A 24,842-nucleotide genomic window follows, 5' to 3' on the forward strand; every position below is an offset into this window, starting at 1 on the left:
ATTCAGCGTACCACTACACAGTAACCTTCCTTGAAGGTTGCTGCAACGATAAGTAGATTCTGAAACCGTCGAACTAATCTTGTATTGTATTGAGCGATCAAAGGCTCAGGAATATAGTACTTAAGAGCAACTTTCTGTGTGTTTCCCAAAATTCGAGAAGCTGAAGCTATCGAACCAGTTCTGAACCACTCTAAAACACCTTCAGACGCTCGGATCTTAGAGTGATTTATGGCGCCCGGCCCTAACCCAATACCAAGTAATGAAGGGAAGTGGCTTGATAAGTGTATCTGCTTATGACCTAGCTCAATTGAGCGTTTAGATTCGGATCCTGTTATGATTTTATCCACCTTACAAGAGTCAGGATTAACTAGTCCTTTACTCTTTCGGGAGTAAGCCAAAAATAGGAAATTTTCTTGTTTCTTATTTTTTATTAAATGCAGGTGTTTTTTACGGATTTCATGAAGAAATTCAATGATCTCTAAGCTAACGTCATCAAGGTTTTCTTTTTTCATATCTGACGCGCGAGCTTTAGTAATAGAGAACGACATCCCTAAATCATCAAGCTCCAATAAAGGTTTATTATCTGTATATTTAACCTTAGCTTGCAACAATGATATGTAGGTAAATTTGGGGTTTAGCATCATCAAGAGTGCAATCAAACAACCAATATCAGCATTACGAATGTAACCAAAACACCAATCAAAACGATGTGAAATATCGATATTATCAGTAGATTCAAAACCTAACTTAGGTAAGCATCTAACCGCATCGCTGGTGAATGCCCGATCTGATAATGAGCTGGGTAATTTAGCTTTGGGTAAATCTTGTAGCTTAAAAATGCCATTACATTCCGAACCAACTACATACATGAATAGCATTGAACCAAATAATGACGTTGGATTGGCTATATGTCTTCTACGCGGAGGTTTTGGTTTTCCATCTTTTCCTAAGTCATTCCGGTCATAGGAAAAGTCATAGAGATCACTATTTATATAACGAGCCAATAATTGGGGGTGCTTTTTAGGGAATTCTTCCATCAAAGACTGAGCAAAGTCATAATGTAATTTAATAGCTTGCCAATATTTTAGTAGGCAATCATGCAATGCATTCCTTGAACGCTTCAAATCAAACTGTATTTCATCAAGGTATTCGACATCACTTCTAGAAAGAGAAATTGGAACTAAGACATTGTTAATGGTGTCATCAACTTTAACTTCAGTCGCTTTTTTTTCACCGATCAGCACAGCCTTAAAGCTACTTTTCTTAGTAAGTTCACCTGTCTTTTTCATTCTAGGGATAATCACGTGGGGAGGTATAACGTCTCGATCCTTCAAGAACACTAAGAAAGGTTTGAGGTTCTTATTCCACTCATCAACACGAGTAGATAACGCCTTGTTGTTTGAGGATACTAGTGTCTTAGCATACGCTTGCTTCACTAGTTCGCGCCACTCTGTGGCATTAGTTGGTAGGCAGTCTATGCATATATATTCGAATGTTGCATAGAGTGTACTGTTGATACGTTTAATCCAAGACACATAAGATGCAGATCTCTTGCCTTGACAATAAAGAATCATTAGCTCAGATAAGACATCTCTATCTTTAAGCTGAAGGTGATAAGTTGAAAGCTCAATGAATCGATCGATTCCACGATCGCAAGTATAGTTAAAGCCTGGTTTACCGTTTTGGACATGATATTTCATGAACCCACCTAATTGTCATTATTTTAATCAAAAATAAACACTTAAAAATCAAGCAATATCATTATAGAACATATGCTTAAATTAAGTATTAACTCCGATTTTGACAACTTAGTGTGTTAGGAATAGCCCGGTACGGTAACCTTCGGTGCCGTTTGGCGCGATTTTCCAGTTCTCTAAATGCTCTACAATGTCATTCAGCTGTTTTTCATTGAACTGCTTGAGCGGCTTGTCTTCCAGCTCTTTGCGGTCAATCAACACTTCAACAAAACGCTTCGGCAGTGCTTTCGCCAAGGTGTTTTTCAGGCTCTGATTTGGGTGCTTCTCGCGAGAGTTAGCCAGCAGTTCAGCTACATCGACTTCTGGTACTAGATTAATCGAAACCGACTGACCCGCCTTCCAGAAAGAAGAGATTTGCAGTACCGAAGGACCCGATAGGCCGCGGTGGGTAAACAGCAACGCTTCTTTGAACAAGGTTCCGTCTTGCGCGGTGATCTCGGCAGGAATTGCGATACCAGAAAGCTCTGCGAAAGCTTCTTTATCTTCTTTATGTAGAGTGAATGGCACTAAGCCTGCGGTAGTTGGTATCACAGACAAACCAAATTGCTCGGCAATCTTATAGCCAAATGGCGTTGCGCCCAGCTTAGGCATCGACAAACCACCTGTCGCCACAACCAGTGAGTCACACTCAACTTCGTCGGTATTGAGGTGCATCTTGAAGCCAGCGTCTGTTTTTTCGATGGAGTGAACATCACAACGGTAGCGTTGTTCGACTTTCGCCTGCTTACACTCGTCAAGCAGCATGCTCACGATATCTTTTGCTGTGTGGTCATTCACACAGAACAACTGGCCGTGATCACGCTCTTCGAACTCAATACCGTACTTGCTCACCATCGAGATAAAATCCCAGTTGGTGTATTGAGATAAAGCTGACTTCACGAAGTGAGGGTTGTTACACAGGAAGTTGTTGGCTGAAACATCATAGTTAGTGAAGTTACAACGACCGCCACCTGAGATTAAAATTTTTCTGCCTGGTTTCTTTGCATGATCAACCACCAGCACTCGTCGGCCACGTTTACCAGCTTCCGCAGCACACATTAAGCCTGCGGCGCCCGCACCAATTACGATTACATCAAATTTTTCACTCATGTGGTTCTGCTTTTCTTCACTTTTGCAGCCCGAGTACACCCTGTTCTCGAAATGCCATCAATAAAAAAGGATGTGCATAAACAGCACATCCTTACTAATTGCTCGCTATTCTAGCGGCAATTTTAAACTTTGCAATTGATGTTCAATTGTACAATTTGCAGACAGCAGCAAAACCACTACTTGGCTTAGCGAACCAACAACCGAAGCTTTACACCAAAACCTAAACTCTACTTCACACGTACTAAATAACTTAGACGATGAAAGAAGACAGCAACGTTACACCCAGCAGAGCGGAAGAAAGTATAAACAACTGTCTTACGCGATCACACTTCGACATAAACACTTCGTCGTGATGATGGTGGTACTCTTTGCTTTTGATGTAACTAAACAAGCGAACCTGCTTGGTCATATTGCCATGAGTTGTGAAGAATCCACCTCCGTCTACTTGTTGATAAAGTAGAGGATGTGCTTCTCGCATTATATAAATGAGTGTTCTTAGCGCAGTAAAATATCGCGCCCAGTTCACGCAAGTCACAACCATTAGTGCAAATAGAATAGTGTCGCCGCTGATCATCCTTTCCTCCCTACATCTTCATAAGAAAACTCAAAAGAAAAAGATAATCAGTGTCTTTCCCGTACTACCTAAACGGCAGGAGCTTCCATAATTGAAGATGAACCATCTTTTGCCAATTGCGCTAGGTCTTTATCAATAAAGAACAGTGCTTTACCGTCTTCACCAACAAGCTCTAGCTTATCCAATACACCTTTAAACAACTTCTCTTCTTCGTGTTGCTCTGCAACGTACCATTGCAGGAAGTTAAAGGTTGAGTAATCTTGTGTGCTGAAAGCAACGTGAGCCAGTTTGTTGATCTTTTGAGTAATCATTTGCTCATGTTCATAAGTTTCACGGAACACAGCACCAAGGCTATCAAATTCATGTTTTGGCGCTTCAATCGCACCTAGAATTGGCATTGCACCTGTTTCACTTACGTAAGTGAAAAGACGCTGCATATGTTCCATTTCTTCTACTGCATGAACACGCAGAAACTCTGCTGCACCTTCAAATCCTTTGTCTTCACACCAAGCACTCATTTGTAAGTATAGATTGGATGAGAAAAATTCTAGGTTAATTTGATCATTCAGTTGCTCAACCATAGTTTTTGACAGCATTTAAGACTCCTAATTACATCCTCAATTTTCTCTACTATATCACTATTTAATGAATATCTCGCAGGCCATTAGTTAACCAATATTTCGAGCTGTCATTACGCAAGACAGTGGATATGAGATCACTTCAGCAAAAAAAACCATCGCATAGTGCTAATCTTAAATCAGACAATGAATAAAGGAGGTAGCGATATGAGTTACAAACATATTTTGGTCGCGGTCGATTTATCAGAAGACAGCAAATTAATTGTGGATAAAGCGGTAGCATTGGCTAAGCCATTGGAAGCCAAAGTCTCTTTTATCCATATCGATATTAACTACGCAGAGCTGTATACCGGCCTGATTGATATCAACATGGCCGAAACCCAGCACAACGCGATGGAAGCGTCTCGTATTCAGCTGCAAAATTTTGCGGAGCACGCCCAATACCCGATCACCCATACCTTAGTGGGCAGTGGCGATTTGAGTCATGAGCTGTGTGACACCATCAACGAGTTTAATGTTGATTTAGTGGTTTGTGGTCACCATCAAGATTTCTGGAGCAAGCTACTTTCTTCAACACGACAACTGATCAACGCCTCTCCGGTTGATATGCTGGTCGTGCCTCTAAGAGATTCAGAAGACTAATGAATTAAGGTTAGGTAACATACAGCTCATATCTTATTAACGAAGTTTTACTATGAGCTATTTAGCTGGTGTTACCCTCCTATGGGCCTTCTCCTTTAGCCTGATCGGCGTTTACCTTGCTGGTCAGGTTGATGCTTGGTTCTCTGTACTGATGCGTGTTGCCCTTGCAGGTATCGTGTTTCTTCCTTTCCTTAAATTCCGTGGCGTCTCGCGTAAGCTGATCGCTAAATTGATGGCCATTGGTGGCATCCAGCTTGGCTTAATGTACTGCTTCTACTATCAGTCTTTCTTACTGCTATCCGTTCCTGAAGTCCTTTTGTTTACCGTTTTTACCCCAATTTACGTCACGCTTATTTATGATTTCCTCAAAGGGCAATTCTCTCCGTGGTACTTAGTGACTGCGGCAATTGCGGTATTGGGCGCGGTATTCATTAAATTTGCAGGCATCAATGAGAACTTTTTAGTTGGCTTCCTCGTCGTGCAAGGCGCGAACCTGTGCTTTGCTATCGGTCAGGTGAGTTACAAGGTAGTGATGGAGAAGGAATCGACTGAATTACCTCAGCGAACCGTATTTGGTTACTTCTACTTAGGGGCGTTATGCGTCGCTTCCGTTGCTTTCATGCTACTGGGCAATCCAGAGAAGCTGCCCACCACCACACTTCAATGGGGAATCCTGATCTACCTTGGCTTGATTGCGTCGGGGCTGGGTTACTTTATGTGGAATAAAGGCGCGTGCATGGTGAATGCTGGCGCGCTGGCAGTGATGAACAATGCCTTGGTTCCTGCTGGTCTGGTGGTGAATATCCTGATTTGGAACAGAGATGTCGATTTGGTTCGCTTGTCTATTGGTGGCGCCGTTATCTTATTCTCTTTATTCGTCAATGAGACGTGGGTGAAGAAGCGCGTAGCAAGATCCGCAAGCAACGCTTAGCTGATTTGAACGAGCTACATGAGTCAGCTCGGATAACCCCAAAAAGCAAAAGAGCGACCTAAGGTCGCTCTTTTTAAATCATCGCTGTAGCAATAAACCATTCAAATCAACTTCAGTGGATTTGATTGTGGCTCACTACCTGAGTCTTGGTTTCAGTGAAGGCAACATCATCAAGTTGTAGGTTGATTCGTTCCAATTCACTTTCCAGCTTCTGACTTTTCTTAAACAGCTTTTGCTGCTTCTTAATCATCTTCGCCAGTTTCTTATTGTACTTCTCTTGTTTCTTAGCCGCTTTCTTCGCTTGTTTGAGTTCAGCTTTCTCATCACCGCTCGCCTTCGCCATCAGTTTTTTCAGCTTGGCTTTTTTCTGTGCGGCTTCTTTTTTGGCAAGCTCAGGGGCCATATCAGCGGCGGCTGGATCGAACATTTGTACGCTCGGTTCAATTGCCTCGTTGATTTCCGCAAGCGACAGTTCTGGTGCAGGTAATGTTTCCGCTAGCAGGCCGCATGCGACTTTCTCTTCAACGGGTTTGTTTTGACAACCAAGAGGTGGAATTGCGGTGGGTTTGCATAGATTCGCTTGATCCGCCGAAGAACGCGCGCAAGAACGACACACGAACTTAGGTTCAGTCACCAAGCTGTGGATCTCGCCCAAGTGTTCGGTGATATCTCGACGGTTTAACTTACAAAAGCGTTTAGCCATGCTTCAACTCCAGCTAAGAATAATAATGATTCTTAGTTAGATATACATCTGTAACGCGACTATCGCAAGTGTTAAATGGCAATTTATCGTATTTATGACGGGAAATTTTCTTAGCGTGTATCTAAGTTATTGATGCTTCAATTAAGTCATTGATGCTTTCACATAGACGTCAAAACGGTTCTTTTTGGTTTCGATCGCCATGCTCGGTTTTTGCTCGTCTAACCAAGCTGCGTAATCCGGTCTTTTAACCACAACTCGCTTCGATGCCAACTTCATCGCTGGCTCAAATAGGCCATCAGCATCCAGATCGGCACCCACCAAAGATTGGAATACGCGCATCTCTTTTTTGACCAGAGCCGATTTCTTTTTGTTCTCTGGGTGTGGGTACATTGGGTCGAGGTACACCACGTCTGGCTGTTCGAAGTCAGGATCGTTGCTGAGCTTATCCAACGCATCGTGACTGGATGCGTGAATCAGCTTCATACGCTCACTTACCCAACCACCGATGTCTGGGTCTTGTTGCGCTCGCTGCAAGCCATCATCAAGCAGTGCAGCCACAACTGGATGACGCTCGACCATTTGCACCTTACAACCTAGAGAAGCCAACACAAACGCATCGCGCCCTAAGCCTGCAGTACCATCAAGAATAGTTGGCGTTGCGCCTTTGTTTAAACCAGCTGCTTTGGCAATCGCCTGACCTTTACCACCGCCAAACTTACGTCGGTGACCAACAGCGCCTCCCACTAAATCAACAAAGATAGCGCCAAGCTTGGGCTCATCGACTTTACGTAGCTCAAGTCGCTCACTAGTCAGTACCAAAGCAAAATCGCTGCTTTCATCATGAGATAAGTTCCAGCGGGTCGCTAAGTCATTCAAATGATCGATTTGGGTAGCATCTTCGCAAATCAGTTGTAGTTGCAAGGTCGTCTCCAACAGACAGTAGTATTCAAAACAAAAGAGGCAACCAGTTTACCTGATTGCCTCAACAATACATATTAGCGGTGAAAAGTATTCCCAGCTAAAGTCGGCTTACCTAAACCAATGGCTCTGTCTCTCGCTCTTGTCTTAACTCTTCAACAAGCTCTGCGAGTGGCTTAGGTCGCCCTATGATGTAGCCCTGCGCGTAGTTCACACCCAGTTCGATAAGCTTGTCGATAATCTGGGTATTTTCAACGAACTCAGCCACGGTGTGCTTGCCCATCTGCTTGGCAAGATCATTGATCGAGCGAACCATCACATGGTCCATCTCATTCACATCAATATCACGTACAAACAAGCCATCGATCTTCACAATATCGACAGGCAGCTTTTTCAGATAGCCAAATGACGATAGCCCTGAGCCAAAATCATCCAATGCAATCATGCAGCCAAGCTCTTTGATTCGAGTGAAGAACTTGATCGCCTGCTTCATGTTACTCATGGCCGCTGTTTCGGTGATCTCTAAACAAATCTTATGACACGGTATCGATGAATCGCTCAGGCTATCTATCAAAAATTCGACAAACTCACGGTTACCCATCGAGTGACCGGAAAGATTGATTGAACACATCCCCAGTTCCTCAATAACCTCAGGGCGTTGCTCCAACCAACCCAAGGTTTGACTGACGACTTGGCGGTCAATCAAATGCGCGATGTTATAACGCTCTGAGGCTGGCATGAAGATCCCCGGGGAGATGTATTCCCCTTGGATGTTCTTGATGCGGACCAAGATTTCAAAGTGCATTTTATCGCTGTCTTCATCTAGGCCAAGAATTCGCTGCGCAAACAACTCTAAGCGATCGTTAGCCAAGGCCTCATGCACTAGGTTAACGCACTCCATCTCAAGATGGCGACGACGCAGGTCTTCATCATCTTGATGGTAAAGATGATAGCGATTGCGACCTTCTTCTTTAGCGGCATGACAAGCTGCATCCGCCTGAGCGTGCACCATCTGTGGTGAAGCTGCTGTATGGTCGATCAATCGAATACCGATAGAGCACGTCAGGTTGAGTCGAATATCATCCCACAAGAATGGATTCTCACTCATCATCGAGATAATACTGCGACACACATTCACCGCATCTCGTTCAGTACAGTCTTTCATCAGCACAGCAAACTCATCACCACCCATTCGCGCTAACACCGCATTGTAAGGCAGTACGTCTTCTAGCAGTTTGGCGCTAAACAAGATCGCAGCATCACCCGCTTCATGTCCTGCGGTATCGTTCAGCACTTTCAGCTGATCCAAATCTAGGAACAACATTGCGTGAGTTCGCATGTGGCTCTCAACCTCTTTCAGCGCCTTTTGCAGCTCTTGCTCAAAGTGGTTGCGGTTAAAGGTGTCAGTCAGTAGGTCATAGCGAGCCTGATACTCTAGCTTTTCAGAAAGCTCGTGCGTTTCGGTGATGTCTTCACCCACAATCAACAGCTGATCAGACTCCACCAACGGGCGGATATTTTCACGAATCCAGCTCTTGCTGCCGTCGGCATGGCGATATTCGATATCACGACGCCACACACCACGAATCTTATGCTGAGGTTGCAGCAAGATATGACGAGGAATCATCGCGTTCTCATCAACATAGAATTCTCTAGGGCGATGGCCCAACAACTGATCGAGAGGGTATCCCAAAAGCTCTTCGGCAAACTGGTTCACTTGTTGAATGCGATTATTGCCATCGAGCGTAATCATCATCACCGGCTGTTTGTCGTAATACAGCTTCAAGTTTGCTTCACGTTGGAACAGCTTATTCTCAGCAAGCTTACGCGAGGTCACGTCGCGCGCCTCAAAGAGAAACTGAATGTCTTCGTCTTCACTGCCCGGCATCGGCTTCAATGAAATATCCAACACCATCGCACCGCGATCTCGACACCACACCTCGGCTTCAAATCGTAAGGCTGGGTGCTCACTTTTTGCGATGAAATATTCGGCTAGCACTTCTCGCGCAGAACTTTCCCAATGTTGGTGTTGTTGCAGCGGCGTTCCCAGTTTATAGCCTTGATTATAAAGCAGCTCATGTAACTTGCTGTTACTCGACAGCAGCACGCCACCCTTATCAATGATGCCCATAAATTGCAGGCTCTGATCAAATATCGACTCCAACAGTCGTTGGCTTTGGCGACTTGCACGTTCGCTCTTCTTCAGACGGTTAAGGTAATACACCAACACCGCGATAACACACGACATGCTCAAGAACATTAAACCGATGGTGCGAATTTCATCGCGATAGCGCATTAAGAATGACTTCGGCTTATTGAGGAAGGTTACTGAGGCTTCATTCTCTGCACCCAAATCCCAACGTGAGATCTGTTGGTAATCGAGTTTGATTTCTGGCGCGCCAGCAACCACCAATGGCAATGGAGCCTTAGGATTGTTCAGCACGCTCAACAGCACGCGCCCCGTGTCTCGACCTTGCGTTTCTCCACTGTGGATCACGCCACCAATCGCACCAAACCCAAGTCCTAAATCATGCACAATATACAATGGCATCTGAGTTTTTTTGTTGAGCTGACGCCAGTCTTCTTTGCTGCTGACCCGACCATTGATGTCGCGGTAGTAGGCCCAGAACAACAAGCTTTTAGTTAGATCAGCGCGTTGCGCGAACGTCATCAGTTCTTGATAAGAATCAGGCGTATATTGCTCCACCATCCCAGAAAACTCAGGGCGTTTTTGTAGAAATAAATCCACTTGAGCGCGAATAGCTTCACCCGTTACCGAGTGATCGGTAACCACGTAAACTTTTTTAACCGTCGATTGAAGTCGATTGATCAGCTCAATATTGCTCGCCATATCAATATCTTCAGTGATACCGGTTGCGTGCAAGCCTTCAATCATTTGCGGAGAAAAATTGTTGATGCCACCAAAAATAACGGGCGTGCCATTGAGTTCGGGCGCTAAGCGTTTCATCAGATTGAGGGCGTTATTATCACTGACGACTACAGCGGCAAACTCTTCATGCGACAGCTTAGTGCGGTATAGCTGATAAATTCGCTCTAAGTATTCAGCGTTTTGAGTTCGCTTGGTATCGAGATAAACAACCCGGTAAGATAACCCATCGCGATCGAGCTCATCAGATAGTCCTTTATGGAAATCATCTGTCCAGAAAAAGCCTTGATGATAAGAGTGAATAACCAACACATCTTTTGCCTGAGCTGAAGCAAAAACACTCCAACACATCACAATAAAAAATAACGAAAATCGCACTGAATTCACCCTAACCCTATAGTTACTGCTAATATTATCACCCTTGGCTATGATGTGTACTCAAGCCGGTATGTTTTTCATTCAACCTAAGGATTATGCATGTCCACAACCACAGCTCGTCTAGATGATCTAGACCGTGCCATTCTCAAAACCTTGATGGAAGATGCACGAACTCCTTACGCTGAAATGGCAAAGCAGTTCGATGTCAGCCCTGCGACGATTCACGTTCGCATCGAAAAGATGAGATCGGCAGACATTATCGAACGAACGGAAGTTGTGGTAAACACCAAAAAACTGGGTTACGACGTGTGTTGCTTTATTGGCATCAACCTTAATGCTGCCAAAGATTACCACTCGGCGATCGCTAAGCTGAATGCCTTAGACGAAGTGGTTGAGGCGTACTACACCACTGGTGCTTACAATATCTTTGTAAAGCTGATGTGTAAGTCGATAGAAGAGCTGCAGTTTGTATTGATCGATAAGCTGCAAGCGATCGATGAAGTTCAGTCGACAGAGACACTGATTTCATTGCAGAACCCTATCAACCGCAATGTGAATCCATAACATTGATTCGCCTTGCTTGGCATAACGCACAGACAAAAAAAGAGCCTCTAACTAGAGGCTCTTTTCGCAATAAACTAGATAGTTACCGTGATTATGCGTTGATTCCCGCGTGGCGCAGCATTGCGTCGATTTGTGGCTCACGACCACGGAAGCGTTTGAACAGCTCCATTGGCTCTTCACTGCCACCCATTTCAAGGATGTTGTTCAGGAAGCGATTACCCGTTTCAGTGTTGAAGATACCCTCTTCTTCAAATGCTGAGAACGCATCTGCCGATAGCACTTCTGCCCACAGGTAGCTGTAGTAGCCCGCGCTGTAACCACCAGCAAAGATGTGACCAAAGCTGTGTGAGAAACGGTTCCAATCTAGGCTTGGCAGTACCGACACCTTAGACTTAACATCCGCTAGCGTTTCTAGTACGCGAGCACCCACTTCAGGGTCGTATTCTGTGTGTAGCGTGAAATCGAACAAACCAAGCTCTAGCTGACGCAGGATAAACATCGCAGATTGGAAGTTCTTCGCCGCTAGCATCTTCTCTAGCATCTCTTTTGGTAGCGCTTCACCCGTTTCGAAGTGACCAGAGATGAACGACAGCGCTTCTTCTTCCCAACACCAGTTTTCTAGGAACTGACTTGGTAGCTCAACCGCATCCCAAGGCACACCATTGATACCCGCAACTGCGCCCGCTTCTACTTGCGTTAGCATGTGGTGGATACCGTGGCCGAATTCGTGGAACAAGGTCACCACTTCATCGTGAGTAAACAGTGCTGGCTTATCACCAACTGGCTTATTGAAGTTACACGTTAGGTAAGCAACCGGGGTCTGTAGCTCGCCAGATTCGGTAATGCGACGACCACGACAGTCATCCATCCAAGCGCCACCACGTTTGTGTTCACGTGCGTATAGATCTAGGTAGAAGCTACCACGCAGTGTTCCAGTCGCATCAAAGATATCAAAGAAACGCACTGACTCATGCCAAGTGTCTACGCCTTGACGCTCTGTTACCGACATACCAAACACGCGGTTCAGTACCTCAAACAGACCTGAAACCACATTAGATTCTGGGAAGTAAGGACGAAGCTCTTCATCAGAGATCTCGAACAGTTTCTGTTTTTGTTTCTCACTGTAGTAAGCGATGTCCCACAGGTTTAGCTCAGAGACACCAAATTCTTTCTCAGCAAACTGGCGTAGCTCTTCAACTTCTCGCTCACCTTGCGGTTTGGCTTTTACTGCTAGGTCGTTTAGGAAGCCAAGCACTTGGTCTGGCGTTTCTGCCATCTTAGTCGACAGTGATTTTTCGCTGTAAGTACTGAAACCAAGCATGCGCGCGATCTCGTGGCGCAGCTTAAGTTGCTCGGTGATGATCTCAGTGTTGTCCCACTTACCTGCGTTTGGACCGCGATCTGAAGCGCGCGTTACGTACGCTTCATAAAGCTCTTTACGCAGTTCTTGGTTATCACAGTAGGTCATCACAGGTAGGTATGATGGGATATCTAAAGTCAGTAGGTAGCCTTCTTGCTCTTTAGACTCAGCCGCCGCTTGAGCTGCCGCCAGTGCTGATTCAGGCATACCTGCCAGCTCAGCTACGTCTGTGATCTGCTTGCTCCAACCCATGGTTGCATCAAGCACGTTATTTGAGAATTGAGAGCCTAACTCAGACTGGCGCTTGCTGATCTCGCCGTAACGATGCTGTTCATCTGCAGGTAAGCCAATGCCCGACAATTCAAAGTCGCGCAGTGCGTCGGTAATAGTTTTTTGTTGAGCTCGGTTCAGTGCAGAGAATGCTTCACTCGCCTTGATCGCTTTATACGCTTCGAACAAGCCTTTGTGTTGGCCAACCCAAGTGCCGTATTCAGATAGCACAGGTAAGCAGCTCTCATACGCTTCACGCAGTTCGTCACTGTTCACGACAGAGTTCATATGGCTTACAGGTGACCAAATGCGACCTAAACGATCATCCACTTCTTCAATTGGAGCAACTAGGTTGTCCCAGCTTGGTGAAGTATTACCTTCAAGTACTTGTTCTATCTTGTTGCGACACGCTTCAATCACTTGCTCAACTGCAGGCTTTACGTGCTCTGGCTTGATCTGTGAAAACGGAGGTAAGTCCGTGAAGGTTAATAGCGGATTAGACATATAAACATTCCTTTGGCTTTAGAGACTTTCGTCTTTTTTGTAATGAGGTCGTCTTACAGTCATCAGGCTAAAGTTCGCCCTAAAAAATCACCTGCGAATAGTTATTAAATAGTGCCCAACAAGGCAAATTTCAATAGTAGAACCAATAACTAACTGCATATTGCTAGCGACTGTTCCTGAATTGTTCGAGAATTTATGGTCCATTGAGGGTTATAATAGTCTGATTAACCCCACCTACACTAACCACACTCTAATTCGAGAGTGTTACGAGAGTTTAATTTGTTAAGTTATCGCCACAGCTTCCACGCAGGTAACCATGCCGACGTAGTAAAGCATATCGTACAGAGCCTTATTCTTAATTCTTTGAAACAAAAGGATAAGCCTTTTGTTTATCATGACACTCACTCTGGTGTAGGTCGTTACGACTTAACGCATGAATGGTCTGAAAAAACCGGTGAATACAAGCAAGGTATTGCTCGTGTGTGGGAGCAAACAGACCTTCCTGAAGACATTCAAAGCTACCTTGAGTCTATTTCCATTCTCAATAATGGCGAGAAACTGCGTTACTACCCGGGTTCTCCACGTGTTGCACGTGCACACCTGCGTGACCAAGACCGCATGGTACTGACTGAGCTTCACCCAGCCGATCACCCGCTGCTTGAGCAAGAGTTCCACCGTGATCGTCAGGTATCTATCTACAAAGAAGATGGTTTTAAGCGCTTAAAGGGCAGCCTGCCACCAAAAGAACGTCGTGGTTTAGTACTGATCGACCCGCCTTACGAGCTGGCAAAAGAGTACCGTGATGTCGTGACTGCAATCGCTCAAAGCCACAAGCGCTGGGCAACCGGTATCTACGCAATTTGGTACCCGGTAGTAAATCGCTGTGATATCGAAGATATGATCGAAGGTCTCGAAGGCTTAGGCATCAACAAGATTCTACAAATCGAACTTGGCGTATCACCAGACACCAACGAGCGTGGCATGACGGCATCAGGCATGATCGTGATTAACCCGCCTTGGAAGCTAGAAAGCCAAATGAAAGAGATTCTTCCATTCTTGAAGGAAGCAATTGCGCCAGCGACCGGTCACTTCAAAGTAGAGTGGATCGTACCCGAGTAATCTCGAGTCCACATCATAGACTGAAGAATCTTCAACAGACTGTGATGTGGACGAATAAATTTTAAACAGGGAGATTGAGTTCAACCGATCTGCCCTCAATATAATAATTAGACAATTTAAGAATCTATAGGACGTAGGTATCCAGTGCTCTCACTGTGACTACAACCTTCAATAAATGGAGAAAGTAATGGCGACTCATTTTGATTACATCTGTATCGGTGGCGGTTCAGGCGGCATCGCATCGGCTAACCGCGCAGCTATGCACGGTGCAAAAGTTGCACTTATCGAAGCTCAAGACCTTGGTGGTACTTGTGTAAACGTTGGTTGTGTTCCTAAAAAGGTAATGTGGCACGGCGCTCAAGTCGCTGAAGCAATCAACCTATACTCTGAGGACTACGGCTTCGACGTTGAAGTAAAAAGCTTTAACTGGAGCAAGCTGATTGAAAACCGCCAAGCGTACATTGGTCGTATCCACCAATCTTACGACCGCGTACTAGGTAACAACAAAGTAAACGTAATCAAAGGCTTTGCTAAGTTCGTTGATGAAAAGACAGTTGAAGTGAACGGTGAACACTACACAGCAGATCACATCCTGATCGCGGTAGGTGGTCGTCCAACAATTCCAAACATCCCAGGTGCAGAATACGGCATCGACTCAAATGGCTTCTTCGACCTAATGGAGCAACCAAAACGCGTTGCGGTTATCGGTGCTGGCTACATCGCAGTTGAGATCGCAGGTGTACTAAGCGCACTAGGCACAGAAACACACTTGTTCTGTCGTAAAGAATCTCCACTACGTAGCTTCGATCCAATGATCATCGAAACGCTAGTAGAAGTAATGGAAGCAGAAGGTCCAACACTTCACACGCACTCAGTGCCTAAAGAAGTTGTGAAAGAAGCGGATGGCACACTGACTCTGCACCTAGAGAACGGCAACACTCAAAACGTTGACCACCTAATCTGGGCTATCGGTCGCCACCCAGCCACTGACGCTATCAACCTAGCATCAACTGGCGTTGCAACGAACGACCGTGGCTACATCAAAGTAGACGAGTTCCAAGCAACCAACGTTCCTGGCATCTACTGTGTTGGCGACATCATGGAAGGCGGTATCGAGCTAACACCTGTTGCTGTTAAAGCCGGTCGTCAGCTTTCTGAGCGTCTATTCAACGGTCAAACAAACGCGAAGATGGACTACAAGTTAGTTCCTACGGTTGTATTCAGCCACCCGCCTATCGGCACAATTGGTCTAACGACTCAAGAAGCTGAAGAGCAATACGGCAAAGACAACATCAAGGTTTACACGTCTGGCTTCACGGCTATGTACACAGCGGTAACCAAGCACCGTCAACCTTGTAAGATGAAGCTAGTATGTGCTGGCGAAGAAGAGACTGTAGTTGGCCTACACGGCATCGGCTTCACGGTTGATGAAATGATTCAAGGCTTCGGCGTTGCAATGAAGATGGGCGCAACCAAAGCAGATTTCGACTCTGTTGTGGCGATTCACCCAACTGGCAGCGAAGAATTTGTGACGATGCGTTAATCGCAAATCATAAGATTGAAGAAAGAAGCAGGCTTAGGCCTGCTTTTTATTAACCAGCTTGAACAAAAAAAGAACGCACAACGTACTGATATGTAAAAAATTATAAAAGATTGTCAAATCTCAGCAAAATCTATAGTTCGTGCTTATAGAATCCCGTTCATAGTAATTCTTGAACAAGTGATAATGTCAGTAGCCAACACCCGCATCACCGATCTTTTTTATCAATTATTGGATCTATCTGAGGCAGAAAAAACAAAATATCTAAAAGAATTAAAAGCACACCAAGTCGATCTATATGACAAGATTTATCCCTTTATCTGCACCTCAGAGCTAGAGCCTATTACACATATATTTGGTGTAGGCGCCCTCCAAGCTACAAACAAAAAAGCGACTTATTCTGATACATACATTGATAAGTACCACCTGTCTTACGAAATAGGTCGTGGAGGTATTGGTGTTGTCTATGCTGCTACTCGAGTGGATAAGACATTCCATCAAGATCTTGCCATAAAACTCATTCAACCCGCTTTATCTCACCTCATAGATAAAGAGTATCTGTTTCAAGAAGCACAAGCGCTTGCGACGTTGAATCACCCATATATAACCAAGGTGATCGATGGAGGGACACATGAAGGGTCTGTTTATATTGTAATGGAACACATAAAAGGTTGTACCCTTAGTGAATACCTTGCTACGTATGCATTAAACAAAACAAAGAAGCTCAATCTATTTTTAAAGATATGCGCTGCTATCTCACACGCACACAAACACCAAGTTCTGCATACCGATTTAAAGCCAGAAAATATATTAATCGATTGTGAAGGTCACCCGAAGATACTCGACTTTAATTTAATGAGAGGAATCAGTGACCAATTATCTGCTTTCCCAATCACAATCAATGCCTACAGTCATGACTACGCTAGTCCAGAGCAAATCAGCGGAAGCCCTCCCACAGTCCAATGCGATATTTACGCTCTAGGAAAGATCTTAAACTTCATGTTTCCTAAACTACCGATAAGTCAGGGGGATCTAAACTGCATAATTCAAAAAGCGACACGACGCCACGCCTTACTGCGCTATTCGAGCACCAATGAACTCTATAACGACATTACGCAGCTGATCGCTTGTCGTCCAATCTCCGCATATCAAGACCAACCATTTTATTCCGCTCTGAAGCTATGCCAACGCCGTCCAATTCAATGCGCCTTATCTACTGTGCTCATTTGGTGTGGTGTAGGTTTCTACACGCCTTTGATCAAAAAAAACCAACAACTTCAGATAGAAAAGCGCGCTTCAGAAAGAGTCACAAGGCAATTTGTCCGAACGCTTTCTCAAATAAAAGAGAGCCCTAAGTCGAAAGTATCGATCAATACAGTACTGAAACATACCCATAAAGCGGTTTTAGGCGATCCTGGTATACCAAAAAAAACAAAGATGAAACTGTTACGAATCATTGCCCCACAAACAACTAGGACAGAATCAACAAAAGGAAACTGCTAACCATGAGTAACCAACTGACTAATATAGAGTCGATCATCAGAGATTGGAAAGCGGGGCATAAATGGGCAGAACAGAAACTCTATCGCTTCGCTTACGCCCACCTCTACGATCTCGCTCAAAAAGAGAGAAAAAGGAGCACGACCAAGCATGAGCAAAAGTGTTGGGTCTCTTGGAATAGCATCAACAACACAACGGCGTTAGTTCACGATGCTTACCTAAAGCTCTCTTTTGCTGATACTCAATCAATAAAAGACACTCGTGATTTTCTGTTAATAGCAGCAAAAATCATGCGACAAATACTCATCGATAACGCTCGACGTCAACAAGCACAGAAACGCCAACTCCCCACAAAAGTTCCCCCTCAAGAAGAAAGGCATTTCGAGCAGCTAATTATTATGGATAAGGCTGTTGACCACTTTACTTTGAATTACCCAAGGCAATCACAAGCATTCAAACTGAAATACCTTATGGGGCTTCAAACTCAAGAAATTAGCCAGCTACTAACCTGTAGCGACAGCCTAATTGAAAAGGATTTAAAGTTTTCTCGCTGTTGGTTAACGAGGAAAATAAACACGCAGCACAACCCAATTTATTGAAAATAATTTACGGTATTTCACTCAAATTTCGTGTCTTGTGAAATCCATTCTACAAAGGTAAAAACGCCACAGATCTTAATTAACCTAAAAATAATTACTCTTCAGAGTAAGGATAAAAAATGAAAAAGGTAACGTTATTAGCGGCTGCGGTGGCACTAGGCTTAACAGGTTGTGGGAGTGATAGCCCCCATACGAGTAATACCCCTGGCAATGATGGTACTCCTCCTGGCGGCAATTCAGGTGATAAATCGAGTAGTATTGTAGTAAAGGGGTTTGATGGCTACTTCCATAACGCCGTAGTGTTTGCTGATGTGGACGACAACGGGAAACTGAATCTAGACATCGATACTGTGTTCGGTCTAACAGACGAAAACGGTGAATTAACACTACCGAAAAATACAGAGGTCAAACACAGCCTAGGTTTACAAACACTCCGTCCTGGCGATGTAACTCCAGAGCTGGCTCAGAAACTGAGTACTCTTCCTGACAATACAAAATCACTGGATAAACTGTTAGATCTATATACAAGAGATATGGACCTTCCGGACCAACCTATGTCCAACGCTGTCGTACTGCGCACACCAAAGGTTGATGGCAGTGAAGGTGTCGTTATATCTCCAATTACCGATCTAGTCGCTATCGAGATGCGCAAAAATAACAGCACACTTGAAGCTGCCGTATCAGCAGTAAGTAGCAACCTTGGGGGCACAGAAGAAGCACCGATTGATCTTTTCTCTGACTTTGTCGAAGACTCTAAGAGCAACCTGCAAAGTGCTCGACTTCATAAAACTGCGCAGATTCTTACGGAGTCAAAAGCGAAAAACCCTTCAGAATACGAAAAACAAATTGAGGTAATCACGGACACGGCTACTGAAAAATCAGAAGAAATCGTTACAGAAGACAATATGGGCGATGAGAACCTGGTAAACGACAGGCCAATCATTGATCCAACTGAGCCAGAGACCGCTATTCGCAACTTTAAGTTGTTAGTTAATCCATCAGCAGCATCAGCGATCCAGAAACAGATCCATACACTCAAAATTACCGAAACAGATACTGTTTTAGAAACGATTGAAGTACCAAACAATCTTTTTGAAGATAAGTATTCAGTAGACGGTGCTCTAACTCCGGTAAGGCCTAGAGTTAAAATTGATGGAGAAGGAGAGATCACTGCTGAGCTTGACGAAACTGGTACTACGTTAACATTATCAAGTTCAGGCTCATTGGAGAATCCGCAGCGCAGTTACACAATTACGTTTGAAGCAGAAGACAAAGATACACAAGATGAAGATGCGAAAGTAACCAGTACACTGCGTACTACTTTTTCATTCGATGTTGACCTACTCAACACACCTCCAAGCATTGTGGATACGGAAGAGACACGAATCCAGACTGAAATTGTATCTACATGGAATCTAATCCAAGGTGCCCAGTTTACCGGAGAGATCCCAGTAGATACGTTGTTTGAAGATCGTGAAGATTCTCACCTAACATACACAACAAATATCGACAGTGCAGTTCCTGGTCTTAAATCTGAGTACGATTCAGTATCTGGCGTAATTCACATAACGGGTTACCCAAAAAAGGTTAATAGCAACAAGGTAAACTTCACCATTCATGCTGATGATGGTCACACTTCAACCTTCTTAGCGTCTGCACCAGCGAACTTTACAATGCCTCCAGTGCAAGCTGGCAGCATCAGTATTAACGAAGAGTTAGAAGCAGATCTACAAGCACAAATTACGACGCAATGGTCACTGACTGTTGGTAAAGACTTTGAAGAAGCTTTCAGCGTTGCAAATCTGTTTAGCTCAAAGGTTTCGGGCGATATTGAATATTACGCTCACTATGCGCCACATGATAATGAAGCGCCAAGCAACCCGATTCCGGGTGTATCGGTAAGTGTTGATAGTTCGGGCTTCGTAACATTAAGTGGGCGCCCAACTTCAGAGACCAATAATGTTGTTCTGTATATCGCACAGGGGATCAACTTTTCGGGTGGTGAGGAAAATGATATTGAATCAGAAATGGTAACGTTTAGGTTGCCTAACGTTCAGCCAGGAGATGTTACACCTCCCACAACATCTATCGAAGACCAATATTTGTATCAATCAGCACTAGAAAACTACAATGATGAAGGTACAGGCTTAGCTTGTGAGGTTCGATATTTCGATTCAGAAACACAAACGCTCTACGCATACACTCGTACTCAAGACAGCTTTACTTCTTGCCCTGAGATTAATACTTCGTCGTCTCCTGCTAACAACAATAATTTTGAGTCACTTGGTTCATACACTATTGATGCTAGTGGGGGGTATGTACTTAATATCAATGATGGTGATGAATCATTCACTATTCGCTATAGTGCTCAAAAGTACCAAGACTACTTTGTGTTCCAAAATACAGAAACTTTCGACTATTCAATTGACGACAAAGTAGAAAGTATGACTTTTGAGGAAATGCACCCTGCCTATACTACTCCACAACAGTTGAATGCCTTAATATCTCAACGCATTACTGATGGCGTTACTGATGACGTATGGGTTGAAGGTACTCTTCATTATATTGACCAAAATGGCAACATTAATGATATGGATGTTGACGCAGCTATGAATGATGTAGATGACAATTGCACTGATACTAACATGTGTGAGAGTGGTGTATCAGATGCAGACATTTACCTTAAAATGAGCTGTGAAGAAGTAAAAGCAAACTACACATTCGACGTGTACTCAATGTCGGGAACACCGTTTTCCTGGGAAGTGCAGTACTTTGATTCTGCGAAAAATAACAGCTGTGGTATCGATTTTACTTCTATCACTCCAATCACGAGCGGTATTAGAACCATTCATGGTGAAGTGAAAGAAGAAAAACTTGGTAAATTTGCAGACATCCTGTTTAGTTTCGCAAGATAAAGTTGAATTAGTTCAACATATAATTTAACTAACATTAAGCCTTGTCGCTCTCGACAAGGCTTTTTTATGCGTACGATCTGAACCTTCAGCGGAAATTCCGCGTACGGAAAACAAACCAACACTAAAAGAGCGGAGCTCATTATGAATCTACTAATTGAATCATTTGAAGGCGGGATCTACTTGGCTTACCAAGTTATTGGCGAGCAAAAGCAATTAATTAAAGATGACCACCAGCATCCTATGAAGTTTTTGAGTGTTAACCAAGCACGCGATCACTTTAGCGACCAAGGTGTCGCATCAGCTATGCTGGTTCATAACAGCGCCTACGACGAAATGTGTGGTGAACACTGTGGTAGCACACAACCTTTCGAGATTGATTTGAAGTGGAGTTAAATCAACCTCAAATCAATCGCGATAAAAATTGAAAGGCTTGCATCAATGCAAGCCTTTCTTATGGGATTGACTTTCCCTTTTAACCACTTAGATTAGCGCGATGTCCGTTTAAGTCTTCGTTTAATGTTCTGCTCTTTCACTACAAAGTCGAACAGCGGAGCGAACAGGTTGGCGAACAAGATAGCCAGCATAATGCCCTCTGGATAAGCAGGATTGAGCACTCGGATACCGACCGTCATAACACCAATCAAGATCCCGTAAGCCCACTTACTCTGATTGGTAAACGCGGCAGATACAGGGTCTGTTGCCATGAAGAAGGTACCAAACGCTACACCACCCAACACAAAGTGCCAGTAGAACGGCATCGAAAACATCGTGTTGGTTTCTGACCCTATCCAATTCATCAAGCTAGATGTCACAACGAGACCAATAATCACACCGGCGACAATGCGCCAAGAAGCTATCTTCATCGCTATCAGAATCAACCCCGTCAGCATGATAAGCAGTGACGACACCTCACCCATCGAACCTGGAATATTACCGATAAAGGCATCCATCCAAGTGATCGCCTCGCCAGTCATGTTATTGATCAGTGACGTGCTGCCGCCTTCATACCATTGACTCAGTGGTGTCGCGCCTGAATAGCCGTCAGCGGCAACCCACACAAGCCCACCCGACATGTTGGCTGGATAGGCGAAATAGAGAAACGCGCGGCCTGCAAGGGCTGGGTTCAAGAAGTTTCGTCCTGTACCACCGAACAGCTCTTTGGCGACAACGATACCAAAGGTGATACCTAAAGCGGCTTGCCAAAGCGGGATGGTTGGCGGGAGGATGAGTGCAAACAGCACAGAGCTAACAAAAAAGCCTTCATTAACTTCGTGCTTACGTACAACGGCAAACAACACCTCCCAAAAACCACCGACCACAAACACCGTGGCATAAACGGGTAGAAAATAGAGTGCACCAAGCAACATCTGACTTGCCCAGCCACTTGCCATCAATGACTGCGCATCACCAAATGCCCACGACAGACGCCAGCTACTCTCGATAACCGAGGCAAGTTCATTTAATTGATAACTGGAGGTTAGTGCGAGGACGCTTTGGTGTCCGACGTTATACATCCCCCAGAACATTGCCGGGAAGGTCGCCAACCACACCAGAATCATGATGCGCTTTAGGTCAATGCTGTCACGAACATGGGTTATGCCGCGATTTACGTTGCCGGGTGTATAAAATATTGTCGCGAAAGCCTCATACACTGGGTAGAGCTTTTCGTACTTCCCTCCGGCTTCAAAGCGTGGAGCCACGTCTTCTAATCGTTTTTTTAAACTCATAATCTCAATCACCTTATTGCTTGAGTTATGGTTTTCTACGCATCAACCGTGCTATTTGAACAATTTTTAGCGATTTTTAATCAAATTCGTCTTGAAGAACGAGAGTCTATAAGTCAAACCTATGTTGAAAAAGAAGGGTGTATAAACAACAAAGCCCCAGCAATGGCTGAGGCTTATTTGGTTTGGTAACGGTCGTCGTTACTTAACGCACATCACATTAAGCAATGAAGAACCTTTCAATTGGTTGACGTTACCGTTGGTAAACAGACCTTTCTTATCTGCGCCCCAATAAGGGAGATGCATTGGCCAGTTCTGTTTTTCCATAACCTTTGAGTTCAAGATGCTCTGCCATTGCTTTTCACTCATCAGCTTCATGTTGACCTGATTACACACCAATTCAGCGCTATCGTAATCTAGGCGGCTCCAAGGCTTACCTTGCTCCATGTAGAACTGTTGTTGATGGTCTAGAAGGTAAGGGATCGCATACTGGCTACCCGCAACGTCTGCTTTCACGCGAATCTCGATCTCTAGATCATTGTCTGAGCTCGCGTTGCCGCTTGGTAGCGTCTGAATAGCTGCCGCACTCGTTACCGCCGCCGCTTGCTTAGCAGCCACAGGTTTCGGGGCAGGCTTAGCTTCTACTTTTGCAGTAGCCTTGGGCTTAACCGCTTTTGGCTCTGCTGATTTTGCCACAATAGGCTGTGATGAGGTTTTCGACTTATCAACCATTCGAATAAAGGCTTCACCGTAACCAGGAACCTTACGTACCTGAGTTAGGTCTTTTCTCGCATCAGAGAAGGTAGAGTAAGGTCCGATTAAGCAACGGTAGTCTCCGCCTTCCGGCTTCATCCAAACGTTGGTCGAGATCTTCTCATACAGAGGCTTTGCTCTGCTCAGTGACAGAGGCTTGTTCAGCAGGCCACATTGAACCCAAAACAGTTCGTTATCTGAATGACGTTTTGGTGCTTTACTGCCCCACACGCCCTTACCGATCGGACATGATTGCTCTAGCTGTGGTAATTGGTTGGTGCTTGCCTGAGTTGCATCACATAGAACCGACTCTGCATTCACTTGGCTCGATACCAAAAGAGATGCAGCGATAAGTCCCATACGATAATTTCTCGTCACAGCACGACATACAGCATTCATTGTCAATTTCATAACCACCACTTAAACCCTTGCGGGCTAATTATTACCGAATCTATGTCGATAAAACATGAATTCCATTTTAACTATTATTGACACTGTCAATAATACTAAGTTCCAGATCCATTAAGCAAAAAAAGAGCCGTAATTGCTTACGGCTCTTAATTTAGTGACTTTTTTTACTAAAAATCAAACCGGGCTATCACCCTTTATAAATTTTCGGGTTAAACACGTCACGTAACCAGTCGCCTAATAGGTTAATAACGAGAACCAATGTTACCAAAAGCACACCTGGGAATGCTGTGATCCACCATGCTCCTGAGAAAATGTAGTTAAAACCAGTACTGATCAGGGCACCGAGTGACGGTTGGTCTACCGGAAGACCTAAACCGAGGAAAGAAAGTGCCGCTTCTGACATGATGGCATTTGCCACCTGTACCGTAGAGATAACCAAAATCGGTGATAAACAGTTAGGCAGAATATGGCGGAACATGATGCGAGGCGCTCTAAAGCCCATCACACGTGCCGCTTCTACGTACTCTTTCTTCTTCTCTGCCAATACCGATGCACGAATCGTACGAGCATACTGCGGCCATTCAGCAATACCGATGATCACCACCAGCATAACAACCGCATATTGCGCGTAGAAGTCACTACCGAAACTCGCCTTGAAGATGGCCGAGACAATGATCGCAACCATCATGGTTGAGAACGAAAGCTGAACATCGGCAAAACGCATCAGGAAGCTATCAATACGACCACCGAAGTAACCTGCAGACAAGCCAATGATGATACCGAGAGTCAGCTGAAGACCTACCGCTAGGAAACCGATCGTCAATGACAGACGCGAGCCGTAAAGCATCGTAGATAAGATGTCACGACCCTGCTCATCAGTACCCAGTAGGAAGCGTTCTTCGCCGTCTTCCATCCAAGATGGTGGCAACTCAGAATCCATGATGTCGATAGACGTCACGTCATACGGGTCTGTTGGCGCTAGAATAGGTGCCGCTAATGCCATAACAAGGAAAGCTGCAAAGATAGCGAAGCTCACCATTGCCACTTTGTCACGTAAGAAGTAGTACAGAATGTCTGACTGCTTGAATCGCTCCCAACGAGATGGAGCTGTTGTTGTTTGTTCCAT

18 protein-coding genes and 2 pseudogenes are annotated in these 24,842 nt (G+C 44.6%); 9 read left to right on the plus strand and 11 right to left on the minus strand.

Features of this window, described 5'->3' with window-relative positions; translation table 11 throughout:
- Window positions 1–2: 2 nt before the first annotated feature.
- The 4 genes and pseudogenes from AB4154_RS01860 to ftnA form a co-directional block, all read right to left on the minus strand.
- Window positions 3–1,700 (minus strand): hypothetical protein, encoded by a 1,698-nt coding sequence (locus AB4154_RS01860; RefSeq protein WP_372122080.1) that lies wholly within the window; start codon window positions 1,698–1,700, stop codon window positions 3–5.
- Window positions 1,701–1,829: 129 nt separating this feature from the next.
- Window positions 1,830–2,846: pseudogene (locus AB4154_RS01865) on the minus strand (NAD(P)/FAD-dependent oxidoreductase); the annotation flags it as partial.
- Window positions 2,847–3,096: 250 nt separating this feature from the next.
- A complete protein-coding gene (uspB, locus tag AB4154_RS01870) occupies window positions 3,097–3,420 on the minus strand; it encodes a universal stress protein UspB (RefSeq protein WP_004735557.1) in 324 nt (107 codons plus the stop codon).
- 68 nt (window positions 3,421–3,488) lie between these two features.
- Window positions 3,489–4,016 (minus strand): non-heme ferritin, encoded by a 528-nt coding sequence (ftnA, locus tag AB4154_RS01875; protein ID WP_004735556.1) that lies wholly within the window; start codon window positions 4,014–4,016, stop codon window positions 3,489–3,491.
- A 189-nt stretch (window positions 4,017–4,205) separates the two neighbouring features.
- Here ftnA and uspA point away from each other — a divergent pair, with 189 nt between their 5' ends.
- On the plus strand, window positions 4,206–4,640 hold the full coding sequence (uspA, locus tag AB4154_RS01880; protein WP_017060149.1) for a universal stress protein UspA: 435 nt from the start codon (window positions 4,206–4,208) through the stop codon (window positions 4,638–4,640).
- 52 nt (window positions 4,641–4,692) lie between these two features.
- On the plus strand, window positions 4,693–5,571 hold the full coding sequence (locus AB4154_RS01885) for a carboxylate/amino acid/amine transporter (protein ID WP_136981807.1): 879 nt from the start codon (window positions 4,693–4,695) through the stop codon (window positions 5,569–5,571).
- 112 nt (window positions 5,572–5,683) lie between these two features.
- Here AB4154_RS01885 and AB4154_RS01890 read toward each other — a convergent pair whose 3' ends face one another.
- The 3 genes from AB4154_RS01890 to AB4154_RS01900 all read right to left on the minus strand — a co-directional run bounded on the left by AB4154_RS01890 (window position 5,684) and on the right by AB4154_RS01900 (window position 10,430).
- Window positions 5,684–6,274, minus strand: a complete 591-nt coding sequence (locus tag AB4154_RS01890) for a hypothetical protein (RefSeq protein WP_017060147.1) — start codon at window positions 6,272–6,274, stop codon at window positions 5,684–5,686.
- A 141-nt stretch (window positions 6,275–6,415) separates the two neighbouring features.
- On the minus strand, window positions 6,416–7,195 hold the full coding sequence (locus AB4154_RS01895; RefSeq protein ID WP_017060146.1) for a class I SAM-dependent methyltransferase: 780 nt from the start codon (window positions 7,193–7,195) through the stop codon (window positions 6,416–6,418).
- Window positions 7,196–7,307: 112 nt separating this feature from the next.
- The gene (locus tag AB4154_RS01900) at window positions 7,308–10,430 is read right to left on the minus strand and encodes an EAL domain-containing protein (RefSeq protein ID WP_372051201.1); all 3,123 of its coding nucleotides are present in this window, start codon (window positions 10,428–10,430) and stop codon (window positions 7,308–7,310) included.
- A gap of 126 nt (window positions 10,431–10,556) precedes the next feature.
- Here AB4154_RS01900 and asnC point away from each other — a divergent pair, with 126 nt between their 5' ends.
- A complete protein-coding gene (gene asnC / locus AB4154_RS01905; protein WP_008218581.1) occupies window positions 10,557–11,021 on the plus strand; it encodes a transcriptional regulator AsnC in 465 nt (154 codons plus the stop codon).
- A 91-nt stretch (window positions 11,022–11,112) separates the two neighbouring features.
- Here asnC and prlC read toward each other — a convergent pair whose 3' ends face one another.
- Window positions 11,113–13,155: an oligopeptidase A gene (gene prlC / locus AB4154_RS01910; protein WP_017071475.1), complete on the minus strand. Its 2,043-nt coding sequence runs from the start codon at window positions 13,153–13,155 to the stop codon at window positions 11,113–11,115.
- A 279-nt stretch (window positions 13,156–13,434) separates the two neighbouring features.
- On the opposite strand from prlC, the gene AB4154_RS01915 reads away from it, so the two are divergent.
- The 6 genes and pseudogenes from AB4154_RS01915 to AB4154_RS01940 all read left to right on the plus strand — a co-directional run.
- On the plus strand, window positions 13,435–14,274 hold the full coding sequence (locus AB4154_RS01915) for a 23S rRNA (adenine(2030)-N(6))-methyltransferase RlmJ (RefSeq protein WP_017060143.1): 840 nt from the start codon (window positions 13,435–13,437) through the stop codon (window positions 14,272–14,274).
- 187 nt (window positions 14,275–14,461) lie between these two features.
- Window positions 14,462–15,817 (plus strand): glutathione-disulfide reductase, encoded by a 1,356-nt coding sequence (gorA, locus tag AB4154_RS01920; RefSeq protein ID WP_372122082.1) that lies wholly within the window; start codon window positions 14,462–14,464, stop codon window positions 15,815–15,817.
- A gap of 183 nt (window positions 15,818–16,000) precedes the next feature.
- On the plus strand, window positions 16,001–17,317 hold the full coding sequence (locus tag AB4154_RS01925) for a serine/threonine-protein kinase (protein WP_017060141.1): 1,317 nt from the start codon (window positions 16,001–16,003) through the stop codon (window positions 17,315–17,317).
- A gap of 2 nt (window positions 17,318–17,319) precedes the next feature.
- The gene (locus AB4154_RS01930; protein ID WP_372122084.1) at window positions 17,320–17,913 is read left to right on the plus strand and encodes an ECF-type sigma factor; all 594 of its coding nucleotides are present in this window, start codon (window positions 17,320–17,322) and stop codon (window positions 17,911–17,913) included.
- A gap of 119 nt (window positions 17,914–18,032) precedes the next feature.
- Window positions 18,033–20,828, plus strand: coding sequence for a hypothetical protein (locus AB4154_RS01935; RefSeq protein ID WP_372122086.1), 2,796 nt, complete (start codon window positions 18,033–18,035; stop codon window positions 20,826–20,828).
- 132 nt (window positions 20,829–20,960) lie between these two features.
- A pseudogene (locus AB4154_RS01940) lies at window positions 20,961–21,221 on the plus strand (DUF6482 family protein); the annotation flags it as partial.
- A 92-nt stretch (window positions 21,222–21,313) separates the two neighbouring features.
- On the opposite strand, the gene AB4154_RS01945 reads toward AB4154_RS01940, so the two are convergent.
- From AB4154_RS01945 to AB4154_RS01955, 3 genes are all read right to left on the minus strand, one after another.
- Window positions 21,314–22,555 carry an NADH:ubiquinone reductase (Na(+)-transporting) subunit B gene (locus tag AB4154_RS01945; protein ID WP_372058882.1) on the minus strand — a complete coding sequence of 414 codons (1,242 nt, stop codon included), beginning with the start codon at window positions 22,553–22,555 and terminating at the stop codon, window positions 21,314–21,316.
- Window positions 22,556–22,753: 198 nt separating this feature from the next.
- Window positions 22,754–23,716 (minus strand): SPOR domain-containing protein, encoded by a 963-nt coding sequence (locus AB4154_RS01950; RefSeq protein ID WP_102398028.1) that lies wholly within the window; start codon window positions 23,714–23,716, stop codon window positions 22,754–22,756.
- Window positions 23,717–23,903: 187 nt separating this feature from the next.
- Entirely contained in the window at window positions 23,904–24,842 is a 939-nt protein-coding gene (locus AB4154_RS01955) for an ABC transporter permease (RefSeq protein WP_017060135.1), read from the minus strand.

Origin of the sequence: Vibrio sp. 10N.286.51.B11, from assembly GCF_041469245.1 — a bacterium.
In the GTDB taxonomy this organism is placed as follows: Bacteria; Pseudomonadota; Gammaproteobacteria; order Enterobacterales; family Vibrionaceae; genus Vibrio; species Vibrio crassostreae_C.